Annotated in this window: 9 protein-coding genes and 1 pseudogene; 5 read left to right on the forward strand and 5 right to left on the reverse strand. The window is 45.6% G+C overall.

Annotated features, from left to right (window positions below; all coding sequences use genetic code 11):
* Positions 1-547: 547 nt before the first annotated feature.
* Entirely contained in the window at positions 548-1,807 is a 1,260-nt protein-coding gene (locus tag AACR11_RS04765) for an alginate lyase family protein (protein WP_079325572.1), read from the forward strand.
* A 69-nt stretch (positions 1,808-1,876) separates the two neighbouring features.
* Positions 1,877-2,593: an oligogalacturonate-specific porin KdgM family protein gene (locus AACR11_RS04770; protein WP_029789095.1), complete on the forward strand. Its 717-nt coding sequence runs from the start codon at positions 1,877-1,879 to the stop codon at positions 2,591-2,593.
* A 185-nt stretch (positions 2,594-2,778) separates the two neighbouring features.
* Here AACR11_RS04770 and AACR11_RS04775 read toward each other — a convergent pair.
* The 4 genes and pseudogenes from AACR11_RS04775 to AACR11_RS04790 form a co-directional block, all read right to left on the reverse strand.
* A pseudogene (locus tag AACR11_RS04775) lies at positions 2,779-2,889 on the reverse strand (DMT family transporter); the annotation flags it as partial.
* An 18-nt stretch (positions 2,890-2,907) separates the two neighbouring features.
* The gene (locus tag AACR11_RS04780) at positions 2,908-3,624 is read right to left on the reverse strand and encodes a 3'-5' exonuclease (RefSeq protein WP_029789096.1); all 717 of its coding nucleotides are present in this window, start codon (positions 3,622-3,624) and stop codon (positions 2,908-2,910) included.
* Positions 3,624-5,486: a putative nucleotidyltransferase substrate binding domain-containing protein gene (locus AACR11_RS04785; protein WP_029789097.1), complete on the reverse strand. Its 1,863-nt coding sequence runs from the start codon at positions 5,484-5,486 to the stop codon at positions 3,624-3,626. The genes AACR11_RS04780 and AACR11_RS04785 overlap by 1 nt, the downstream gene beginning before the upstream one ends.
* A gap of 178 nt (positions 5,487-5,664) precedes the next feature.
* A complete protein-coding gene (locus AACR11_RS04790) occupies positions 5,665-6,384 on the reverse strand; it encodes a FadR/GntR family transcriptional regulator (protein ID WP_005450857.1) in 720 nt (239 codons plus the stop codon).
* A gap of 368 nt (positions 6,385-6,752) precedes the next feature.
* On the opposite strand from AACR11_RS04790, the gene AACR11_RS04795 reads away from it, so the two are divergent.
* From AACR11_RS04795 to AACR11_RS04805, 3 genes are all read left to right on the forward strand, one after another.
* Positions 6,753-7,529 carry an SDR family NAD(P)-dependent oxidoreductase gene (locus AACR11_RS04795; protein WP_005450856.1) on the forward strand — a complete coding sequence of 259 codons (777 nt, stop codon included), beginning with the start codon at positions 6,753-6,755 and terminating at the stop codon, positions 7,527-7,529.
* A gap of 119 nt (positions 7,530-7,648) precedes the next feature.
* Positions 7,649-8,365 carry a FadR/GntR family transcriptional regulator gene (locus AACR11_RS04800; protein ID WP_029789098.1) on the forward strand — a complete coding sequence of 239 codons (717 nt, stop codon included), beginning with the start codon at positions 7,649-7,651 and terminating at the stop codon, positions 8,363-8,365.
* A 187-nt stretch (positions 8,366-8,552) separates the two neighbouring features.
* On the forward strand, positions 8,553-9,842 hold the full coding sequence (locus AACR11_RS04805; RefSeq protein ID WP_029789099.1) for an MATE family efflux transporter: 1,290 nt from the start codon (positions 8,553-8,555) through the stop codon (positions 9,840-9,842).
* A gap of 475 nt (positions 9,843-10,317) precedes the next feature.
* Here the strand turns inward: AACR11_RS04805 and AACR11_RS04810 are convergent, their stop codons facing one another.
* Positions 10,318-12,483, reverse strand: coding sequence for a heparinase II/III domain-containing protein (locus tag AACR11_RS04810; RefSeq protein WP_029789100.1), 2,166 nt, complete (start codon positions 12,481-12,483; stop codon positions 10,318-10,320).
* Positions 12,484-12,485: the final 2 nt, after the last annotated feature.

The following is a 12,485-nucleotide window of genomic DNA, read 5'->3' on the forward strand; positions in this document are numbered from 1 at the left end:
CAAAACAGTATTCTTCAATGTTGAAATTTTCACCGGGTGAATCCATCCTGCTCGCTTTGCTTTGCCTCTATTGGCTATTTCTGCTGCTTGCTCACCTTTCTATCTACTTATGTCTCAGCCTTACACAAGTGATCTTCGCTTCTGTTGCGTCGAGCCCTCTTCATTTCACCTCTAAAAACCAAGGATGCTTAACCTGTAATTTGACTCTATGTAGGAAAGATCATGGCGAAAAGCACACGTCAACAGTAACTTTATGTTCTGTGTCTCAAAATCTCCAAATGATTATATTGTATTACAAATAAAGGTAAACTAAGTTGGTGTAAAAATATGCGGCAGAGCACACTTTTTCCCTAAATATTAAGACAATTAAAAACAGTGAAATAGTCTTAATGTATTTAATATCAATAGTTTATTTAATTAAGTGGAAGTTGTAATAAAGCTTTATAAGGTGGATAAATCATACAATTAGATCTAATTCACAGATCACTCAACATCGACTAGGTACTATATTTGTAGTATTTTAACTCAAGATAAAAGGCCGATAATAATGAAATCCCTACGACCTCTACATCTAGCAACCTGCCTCAGCACCATTCTTTTCAGTGCTAACACTCTTGCTGCAGACTTTGTGTTTCTTGATGAAGCAACGCTTGAACAAAATCGCGCTGTTTTACAGTCAGATAAAGCGAGCGATTCAATGAAAGACGCGTACGATCGTCTGATTGAAGAAGCAGAACTGGCAATGAAAGATGGCCCGTTCACGGTTACCGCGAAAGGCATGACTCCACCAAGCGGTAGCAAAAACGATTACATGAGTATCAGCCCTTACTGGTGGCCAGATGAATCCAAAGAAGATGGTCTTCCTTGGGTCCGCCATGATGGCAAAACTAACCCTGCTTCGAAAACGGCGGAAACAGATTCTAAACGCATAGGTCATTTCACGCGCTCTGTTCGTGCACTTGCATTGGCTTATTACTTCAGTCAAGACGAGAAATACGCAAACCAAGGTATTGAGTATGTTCGCACTTGGTTTATGAATGACGAAACCAAGATGAACCCGAACGTGAATTATGGGCAGGGTGTTCCTGGACGAGCAGAAGGACGTCGTGGCGGCATCATTGATACACGTACGCTGGCAGATCGCATGCTAGATTCCATTGCCATCCTATCGCTTTCTCCAGCTTGGACGGATAAAGACGAACAGCAAATCACACAATGGTACGGCGAGTACTTAGATTGGTTGATTGTTGATGACTTATCAGGTGGTCCGAAAGGCGAAGCGGCAGCGGCGAACAACCACGGCACTTGGTATGACTTCCAAGTCGCGAGTATTGCTTACTTCTTAGGTAATGAGCCTCTAGCAAAACAGATGGTTCAAAAGGGCAAGATGCGTGTAGACACTCAGTTTGAAAAAGACGGTTCTCAACCTCATGAAATCGAACGCACTCGTGCTTACCACTACCACTACTTCAGCTTAGATCCATTGGTCGGCATCGCTCAAATCGGTGACAAAGTGGGCATCGACCTCTGGCACTACCAAAACAAGAAAGGTGGCTCGTTAGCACAAGGCATTCAGCTAATGGCGACTTATCAAGACCCAGCGTCTGACTGGCCATACACCGCAAAAGACAATCCACGCCGAGTAGAACGCATGACACCAATTTACCTAAAAGCAGGTGTGGCGATGGAGAAACCTGAATGGGTGAAACTGGCAACAGAAACCGACTTTAGCCGATTCACAGTGAAGAAGAATTTGGCAGAAGTTTGGGCTCAGCGCGATATCGAATTGCTTTACCCAAAACAATAAAACCGTAGAAGGGCGGCGTGTAATGCGTCGCCACTTTGAAAAACTATTTATCTACAGTGGAACACTACTATGACATCTAAAAAACAAATTGCTTTAGCGATCGCGACCACCCTTTTTGCAGGCAGTATTTCAGCCGCATCACTAGACTTCCGTGAAGAATACAAACACGATTCAGAACAATGGGCAGGTCGTATTAAGATCAGTGGTAGCACTGGCAATCATTACTACGGCGTTGAAATGAAGCACACAGGCAACCTAAGTGAACTTCAGCGCGGTGACAGTGAGTTTGAATATGGTTACCACTTCAAATTGGATGACCACTGGCGTATTACTACTTCGATGCCAATTACGTTTGGTGACGAAGCCGTGACATACAAACCTCAGGTTCGCGTTCAATACAAATTCGATTCTGGTATCACAACGAAGCTTCGCTACCGCCACGAATTCCGCAACTACGCATCGGGTAAAACTTCAACGGGCTTAGATGGTCAGCAACATGACTCACTAAACGCAGGCAAGATCACAGGTAATATCGATTACAACTGGAACGCATGGCAATTTGGCTTTGAAGCGAACTACAAAGAAGATTTCTTCAGTGATGAGTGGAAGCTTGGCAACCGTGACGGTAAATACGAGTGGGATTACAACCTAAAAGTGGGTTACAAAGAGAAAGGTTGGGATTGGCGTCCATACGTTGAGTTCGGTAACGTTCAGTGTAACAGCTCTTGTGATGACAGCTCATCGCGCCAGCTACGTAGCCGTGTTGGTGTCACGTACAGCTTCTAATCCAAGCGAATACAAATTTAGAGTCTTTCCAATAGCCCGCCCCGAAGCGGGCTATTTTTGTATGGCTTTCGCATGATTACAGTACAAAAGCATATCAACATGAACCTAAAAACGTCCGCATGATCGATGTTTAATCCACTTTGATTGGTAACTTGTCGGATTTACTGGCGAATAAAGACATATTAAAAAGTGGGGACTTCGCCATTGAGCATTTTGAGTGACACGTTCGAAAGAGACGCAACCAAGTACGCCGCCACCAAAAGGAAGCTGGCGCTAGATACGTCAGATTTTTTCATATTCGAATGTATCGTGAGCTAGAGACTCAATCGATAAAGGGTACCGATGGTAGTTTTTCCTTGAGGTGTAATTCGAGTTTTTTGTGCCAACAACAACTCTGCTGTCGCGACCGCGTCCGCTAACGCATTATGTCCGTTGTACTCAGGCAAGCCATAACGAGCGCGAGTGCCTGACAGGGTGACATCAATTTCGTCACGAGGATTGATCGCTTTTTGTAAGTGCTTTTCAATGCACATGGTGTCGAGCCAAACCAAGGGCGGCTCGCAGAGTTTAAACACGCGCTGAAGATACTGATTGATGAACTGAGTTTCGACGACACAAGCGTGAGCGACTAAAATCTTGCCTTTGGCTGCGCAGAAGAATGCACGCATTGCATCATGGATAGAAACGCCTTCAGACAGCATTTGCGGCGTAATATGGTTGATCACGGCAGTTTCTGGCTTGATTTGCGAATCGCTATTAATGTACATGTGCTGACTGGTGGCAAGATCTACTTTGCCATGAACAATGTCGACCCAGCCGATTGATAAAATCAAATCTTCTTCGCTGTCTAATCCTGTCGTTTCCAAATCCAATACAATATAGCTGGCATCCTGAGCGAATTGCGTGGCGTCCAAATATGGCGTTTGAACCAACGCTTTGATGTGCTCTGGCATTGTTGTTTGCTTCGCGTATTGCTCACGCTTTCGATTCAGGCGTGAGCAAGGATGAAAGTGGTCTAAGATCCGCTTCATTAACGGCTCCCAAAGCGCACTTTCGCGGCTTCTTGCAAATCTGCAATAATACGGAAGGCGTCTTTCAGGTGTTGGCGTTCAAAGCTACCGAACGTGTTTGGGTCGATGTGGTTATTTGGTTCTTCACCGCGTTTAAGCGCCTCTAACTGATGACCAAAACGGAACGATAAGATGAACTGGTACGCGTTCAGGATGTTCTTGTACGCATCTTCACTCAATACACCCGCTTCATTGGCGGCTTTGAAGCGCTCGTCGGTCGCAGTTAAATCACACTCAACTGCTAAACCGTAAATGCGCGCCAAATCAATGATTAGGTTGATGGCGTACTTTTTCACGTCTAGCGTCTTCTTATTCTCGCCGGATTTCTCCAAGACCAAACTGTTGAAGATGCCAAGCGGAGGGTTCGTGTTTACCGCATCATTCACCAGCATGGAAAGGAATTCACGGTTACTGCGAATGTTGGTGTGCAGTTCATCTCGCAAGATACTTTCGTAATCTTTATTGCCATAAAGGGTACGAATTTCCAAGAACACACTGATGTTCAGTAAACGTTCGTACTCTGGGTTGGCAACCCATTTCTTGTAGTACTTCTTCCAGACACTTAAAGGTTGGCACCACTTTGGCGTTGCGGCCATAAATTTGCCAGGACACAAAGGATAATCACAACTCGCAAGGCCGTTACTGACGATCATAGCAAGATGCTTGAAGTAAATTCGGTCATTCTCCGTCGCGTGGTCAGCAAGGACAATCGCACTGTCTTGATCCGACAGCATGTGGACTTCGTTACGAGCGTGCGAACCTGCCACAATCCATGAGAACTTACATGGTGGAGGGCCAAGTTTATCAATCGCGATTTGAATCAAGCGGCGCGTGTAAGCGTCCATGATCATCGTCATCACTTTACCGATGACTTCCGGTGAAACGTGTCCATCAACCAGAGCTTCAAAGATAGCTTGGCGCTCTGGGGTAAAGCTCGACAGTGATTTTACGCTGCCCGCATATTTGATTTTTTCGATTAAGAAGATCGCTTGTACGCGGTGATTTTGTACAAGGTGCGTCGTAGTAAGAACACCTACGACCTTATTGCTCTCGACCAGCGGTAGATTGCGGATATTGTGTTGCATCATCATAGATGCAGCGTGTAAAACCAGGTCATCCGGTTTGATGGTCTGTGGATCGTGCGTCATGACCTCTGAAATAGGGCTGTCGGTACTTACCCCTTGCGCGATAACACGCTTGGTCATATCGCGGTCGGTAATTAAACCGACGATTTTGTCATTCTCATAAACCACGGCACAAGGTGAGCACTTAGTTAGCATTTCGTTGGCAACGGTTTGAATCGACTGGTCGGCTGTCACTACAGCAACGCGACCACTGGCGACTTCACCAACTCGGCGAATGAACAAACCTTTCTCTTTGTTGGACCAAACGACATCCAGTGCTGATTTCAAACGAACCTGTGCCTGTGAAGCAAAATGCTCCGCACATTCAGGGTGCGCTTCAAACAATTTTTTGAGAGCAGAATTAGGAATTACGTACACCAGCGAGTTCTCGATAGCGATGGCTCGATAGCCCTTATTGCTGTCTATTTGGCTACCAAGAAAAGTAAAACCGAAAATGTCTTCAGGACCCAGTTTCGCGCGCAGCACACCATCAGACTTTCTTTGTTCCATGGAGCCTGTGCGGATGATATAGAGTGATTTCTCTTGCCCAGTCACGCATTGGTCAATGACTTCACCTTTGCCAAGGTAAGTAATCTGCACGTGCGATGCGAGTTCACGCAAAGCCGGTTTTGGAATTTTGTCGAATGGGTCGATTTGCCCAATAAATTGCAAGATGTTTGGCAGCAGAGATTCAGTCATAACACGGCACATTAGATAATTTTATTTGTATTATTATATATCTAAAATCATGCAAAGTGTCATTGATTAGGAAAATTTTTGTGAAGGTCAGAAGGGATTCTGAGAGGATAAGAAGGAAAGAGTAGACAAAAAAGCACGCGCTAGGGCGTGCTTTTTAATGTCAGATCTAGAAAGTGCTTTAGTTGACTGCGGTCAGGCGGTGCTTTGAATCGAGTAGGTGGTTTGCCGAAGCTTGGCGAGCCTTATCCGGGTTACCTGCCATGATTGCATCGTAAATTTGGCGGTGTTCTTTGATACACGTGCTACCTTCTTCCGAAGAGTGGGCAATGAAGTTCACGAACATGGTCGTCAGAATATTGCCAAACGGGAGGTAGAAATCGTTACCTGTCGCATTGAAGATTAGGCTGTGGAAACGGGTATCGACTTCCATCCAACGTGCTTGGTCAAATTCTTCGGCTTCTGCCACTTCAACCATTTGTTGGAAAGTTTCCGATAATTCAATTCGTTGCTCTGCTGTCGCGTGGATAGCTGCGAGTGCACAGGCTTCCGGTTCGATAGCTCGGCGTAAACCTAGGAACTGACTACAGAATTGGTCAGTGTCAGCAAGTCCGTCCATCCATTCAATTAATTGAGGATCCAAAAAGTTCCAGTAAGCGCGGTTGATAACACGCGTACCAACTTTAGGACGAGACTCTAACAGACCCTTAGACGTCAGCAATTTTACTGCTTCACGTAATGCGGTGCGGCTAATGCCAAATTGCTCACAAAGAACCATTTCACCGGGTAGGATAGAACCTTGAGGGAGCTTACCAGACAAAATGCCACGAGCGATTTCACGTGCAACTTGCACATGAAGGCTTCGCTTCGAGCCTGAGATAGAATGAAATTCGCCAGACATAATCTTCACTTAATTGCTAAATATGTATTATTTAAGCCGTACTATAGCACTCCTACCCCCCTGTACCAAGCGGATGTTAACGTAATATAAGAGGGGTCACAGAACCTTTCTTTGCAGCAGGCACAATCAATGTTTGCGTTGACTTCAGCCTATTCTCTCAATCGTTTTGAACGCTATCAACTTGTTAAATTATTCATACAAATAATAGCTCAAAAATCCAGCACACTGTGACCAGAAGCACAATTGCGGTTCAAAATTGACGAATTTTGCCAGTTCTCACTCAATTGATAGTAAATACGCTTGCAGGAGAAAGATCTTATTGTATGATTTATTCGTTCAGCACGAATAACTAACATAGGTAAACCGTAATGTTTAACGATTTGAAAGGTAAACGCGTACTTATCACTGGCTCTACAGCAGGTATGGGCTTAGCGGCTGCACGTGTGTTTGCAAAATACGGCGCAAAAATCGGCATCAACAGTCATCAAGCTGGCCCGGATGCCGATGCTGCGGTAACCGAGCTTACCGCACTTGGTGGTGATGTGAAGTTTTTCCAAGCGAATCTTATGGTGACCGCTGATTGCGAAAAACTGGTTAAGGAGTTCACTGATCATTTCGGTGGCATGGACGTGCTAATCAACAACGCTGGTGGTCTTGGCGGTCGTGAAAACCTAGAAAACATTGATGATGAGTTTTACAACCGTGTAATGGATCTGAACGCACGTTCAGCGTTAATGACAACCAAATATTCAATCCCACACCTACGTACGTCGGCTGCAGAATCTGGTGAAACTGCTTGTGTGATTAGTACTGGTTCTATCGCTGCTCGCGAAGGTGGTGGTGTTGGTGCAGGTATCTACGCAGCATCAAAAGCGTGGTTGCATGACATTCACCGTAACTGGGTGAAAGAGTTCACTAAAGACAATATCCGTTTCAACATCGTTTCACCGGGCACAATCGACACAGCATTCCACGATGGTAAGTCTGATGAGTTGAAAGCGGCGATCGCAAATGGCATTCCAATGGGACGCTTTGGTCGAATCGACGAAGTTGCACCAACATTTGCTTTCTTCGCTTCACATGCATGTGCGGGTTACATCACTGGTCAAGTTCTGGATGTAAATGGTGGTCAAATGGCGCCATAAGCGCTGACCCATTTCGTTTCAGACGAATACACTGACCTCAAAAAGCCAGCTTCGTCTGGCTTTTTTTGATCATTTATTGAGTGCCGAAGCACTGGAAACATAATTATAAGGAGCGTCAAATGGCAAAATTTTCTCTTGTGGAAGATTCACACCGCAAGATTCATGTGCAAGTTGCCAGACAAATCGCCCGCAAAATACTGTCAGGTGAGCTAAATCAAAATGAAAGGCTACCGAATGAAATGGAACTCTGTGACGCATTTGGGGTGAGTCGTACGGCATTGCGCGAATCAACCAAACTGCTTTCAGCAAAAGGGTTGATCGAGTCTAAGCCAAAAGTAGGGACAACAGTTCGTGCGCGTAATAATTGGCATTTTCTCGATCCACAACTCTTGGAATGGATTCAAGATTTAGAAGATACCGAGCCGTTTCTGGCTCAGTTTTTGGGGCTACGTAAAGCGATTGAGCCTGAGGCATGTGCCTTGGCTGCAAGTAACGCAACGGCAGAGCAAAGAAAGGAATTGTCGGTCATTTTTCAGCGTATGACCATGGCAGCCAGTCGCTATGACTATGACGATTGGACGGTCAACGACCACCTGTTTCACCAGACAATTTTCTTGTCCACGGGTAACCAATTCTATATTCCGTTTGGCAATATTCTCTCGACCATCTTTAAGCTGTTTATCGATCATTCAGCTGAAGGTGGTCGATTCTGCATTGAAGAGCATCGTGAAATTTATGACGCCATCATGGCGGGCAATGGTGATCAAGCTCGGTTAGCGTCGAACACTTTGCTGAATGACGAAAACCAAAAACTGTCCCAGGTCGTTAACGGTTGATGAATCAACATATGTTTGGCTTTGCTCCATGAATATGAAAAGGGGGGCAGAGCCAAGGTTTTAATGACAACCGCTTGTTGTGTTAGCGGTTCTCTGTGACAACTTTGAAAGGTCTAGCATGTCTTCCCAACCCTATATAAGAAAAAATCTGTCCCTCGCTTGGCCTCTGGCCTTGAATGCACTGTTAATGCAGTCGATGTTAATGATCGACACCTTCCTAGTATCACCGCTCGGTGAAGTTTCTCTTGCTGCCATGGGTATTGCTACCACCATCGTCTCCTTTGTTTTAGGTATACAAATGGCGTTGGCGAACGGTTCACAGTTGGTACTTAGCCGTGCGGTCGGATCTGGGCAACATTTGTCGCTCAACAAAGGCTTTTGGGCGGGCTTAATTATCAACGTTTTGGTCGCGGTTTTGTTTTGGATATTAATTACCGCCTTCGACAAAGCGCTGATCAGTAAGTTAACCGATAATGTCGCCCTTTATGCAGAGACCGAACGCTACCTTGCTGTTGCTAAGTTCATCATTATTTTCAACGCAATTACTCAAGTGATGATCGCTTTATTTAATGCACTTGGTCGAACCAAAGTGCCGTTTAAAGGTTACTTGATTGAGTTGCCAGTGAACATGGCAATGTCCTACGTGCTGATTCACGGATTAGCAGGCTTTGAGGGGATTGGTGTGCAAGGTGCAGCGGCAGGCAGCTTAATCGCGATCACCATTCGACTGTCGTATTTGACTCTCTGTATCAAGTTAGATGACTCCATTGTCTTGTCGACTAAAAATCTGGATGCTTCACTGAAGAGAAACACACTCAATCACTTTAAAGAGATTTTCCCTGTTGCAGCAAACGTGACCATGCTGCAAACCGGTGCGACCATTTACATGTTGCTGTACTCGCAGCTTACCTTGAACGCCTACGTAGCTATGACCATTGTGATGCCTTGGATTAAAGCAGGTACACAGTTCATCACCGCTTGGGCACACTCGTCGGCGATTACGATCAGTCAAGCTATCGGGTCACGACAAATGGATGAGTTACGTAAGAACGTTGATATCAGCATCGATATGGCAGTGATGATCTCATTTGTGTCCGCTGCCTTCTTTCTTGCGTTGAGTTTCGTTCTTCCAGATTTGTATCCAGATTTGGACCCGACTACATACGTTGCACTTGCTTCTATTGCCCCGCTGTACATTTTGTTGCCAATTGTGCGTGGCTATAACACGGTGCATGGGCATGTTTTACGTGCATTAGGTAAGACAACGGAAGTATTCAAGATTAACTTCACTGGTCAGTGGATAGTGTCTATCCCGTTATGTGCGTTGATCATTCTGCATTGGGACCTTTCTTTTTTCTGGGCGTTCGCCGTCATGCCATTTGAGGAGATAGTAAAAGCGCTACCATTTAGGCATTTGGCGCGTAAATCCCTTAATGAGTTTGATTTAAAGAAAGCAGAAAAGCTTATGTATGATTAATAAGTAAGTTGTCATCCGATTAAAAGCCCTCAACGACGAGGGCTTTTTTATGCCAGTTGCTTGCTCACTATGGAAGGGAGACAACCGATGAGAGGGGCTTTCAGCACCGATTTCTGCGGCTAAGGTACTTAGTGAAAGGGGCGTTTTGAGTGATAGGTCAGATTCAAGAGAGAGCAAGAAGCCCTCGCTTTGAAAAGCCCGAAACATTGGTCAAGTTGGTGGAGTTTTGTTCTCTAAGTTAAAGCTAAACCGCAAGTAACCTGATAGCTAATGATTAATTTCAACCATCCCTAATCAGCAGAGTCCTGTGGTTAGGTGCTTTTTGTGCCTTCAATAAAACACGTACAAACGATTTGTTTTGATAAAACTGAGAGAGACTTAGTGATTTGAATTGAACGAAAAAAAGCCGAACATGACGTCCGGCTTTGAATTAGTTCCCGATTTTTTACATTAATTTTTAGTGGCTATCTAAAGATTAAATTTGTGCGAATGCGCCTTCCCAAGTGTAAGCCACACCGTCGAATTCAACGCGATGTGCAGCGTTTTGCTTGTCTTCATCTAAGTTGCAAATAGCGAACAGATAAGCGTTGCCTGTTGTGGTTTGCAGACGAATCACAGTACCCACTTCGTTGTTGCCAACGACGGTTACTGACTCAACTAGGCCACGAGCGCCAACCGATGCTTCGATAGACTCGTTGAAGTAACCGTGTGTTTCTAGCACTGAGGCAAACACGTGGTTCTGACCTGATTGACGTAGGATAAGTGCTGGTTCGCTCTTCAAGTTGAAGTCTGGATCATTTGCGCCTGTGCGGGTGAAGAACACTTTGCTGCCGTTAGTTGCGCTTGTGATTAGCGAGTAGTAGCTGTTGTCGTGCAACCAGTTTACCAGTGAACTGCCTTCGACTTGACCAGAACCGATGTTCCATAGGTGCTGGTAGCCGTTGTCTTCGCCCATTGGACGCAGCGTGCTTTCTACATCGTATTCAAAATCCGTACGGATGATTTGACCAGAGTAGTGCACTGGCAGGTCGTATTGGTGTTCTTGATCTGCTTCGATGCGGTAAACATCAATCACAAGCGGTTTTTCGAATTCTGGCAACTCAGCAAGAATGATGCTGCGCTGCATGTCTACGCCGTTGTAATAACCAGAGATGCGACCGCTCATGCCTTGCAGTTTTTCGTCATCAGCTTTGAAGAAGTGCTTAGAACCGAACTTGGTTTCTGCTAGCGCTGTGTCGAAGTTGTTTTGTGTCTTTTGGTCAACCGTTACTGTGTTGTGTGCGACCGTCTGCTTACAGTAAGACTTGTTCTCTGGGATGTAACGACCGCCAAATTTAGGCTCAACGTTTACCCAGCGACCGAAGCCGTAATCGTGCAGCACTTCATGACCGCGGTTAAACACGCTCAGGTGTAAACCATCGTAGTGACCGTGGTCTAACGCTGAATGGTACTGGTGATCGGAGCCGTGCTGACCAAACCAGATAAGCGCCATCGTGTCATCGTCTTGCTCGTCACGGTGACGAAGAATACTTACGCCACCTTTTTCACCTTCTGGACCATCAGTCACGAAGAGGCTACCCCAGTTGAACGGTTTGATGTTATCTGCGGCTGCAACTGCGTCAGACAATGTTTTACCTGAGATATGAACCCAAACGTCTTGCTGGTGGTCTGCCATACCAAGTAGCGTTTCAGACTGCTCGTAACGGTGGAAACATACTGACGTAGCCATGATTACGCCTTCATCATTGATCGAAATCGTCTTCGATGAATCGTTCAACGCTGGCAAAGTACCATCTGGGAATGCCGTCTTAAATACGGCATAAGACGTGGTCTTGATGACCGAGTCGTTAAATTCGTAAATACCAAGCTCAGGCTGACGACGCTCAATCGCTTCTGCGAATAGGTAGATTGGACGTAGCGAGAAACGGTGGTAATAAGGACCTTCCATGTAGTAGCCGTCTGGCGAGAACAACTGGTCTAACTGAGCTAGGAAGCCGCCGCTGACCTTGTCCAGTTTCAAGCCGTAAAGCGCTTTGTCTACCGCATCTTGATCGTTAATTGCGTAACCACAAATACCCACAGCTGCTACTGCCCATAGACCGTGGTTGTGTACGATGTCGAAGTCGTGACCGTAAGTTACCACGAACAGCTCAATCATTTGCTTGAACAGGTCGTTCTCAATCAGTGATTTTTGCTCTTCTTCCAAGGTATGGTAAATGCAGCTGTACGCACAAGACGCGTATAGCATCCACATGTTCTCGTTCAGAGTTTGGTGGAAGATCTTACCCGGAGGGTTAGAGTCACGGCTGGTGTTGCTCTCTAGCGTCGGATAAACCTTCGCGTAAGCCGTTAGCATGTCCACGATGTAATCGCGGTATTTCTGTTCGCCAGTGATAAGGAATAGGCGGCCCGCTAGATCGATGTGGATGTAGTTTTGCTTGTGACGGTTATGCTCGTAACCGCCGCCTTCGCCGTGACCTGGAACTTCAATACCTACCTCTGCCATGTAAGCGTCAGTTTGTTTGATGTCACGTGCTAGTGCATTTCCTAATAGGCTATCCGTGCCAAGTGCTTTGCTTAGTTCTGCCGCTTCTTCAAAGTTCATTAATAGCGGTTGGTAAGACTGGGTTTGGTAGCTCATTA

Source organism: Vibrio sp. L85, from assembly GCF_963871815.1.
In the GTDB taxonomy this organism is placed as follows: Bacteria; Pseudomonadota; Gammaproteobacteria; order Enterobacterales; family Vibrionaceae; genus Vibrio; species Vibrio harveyi.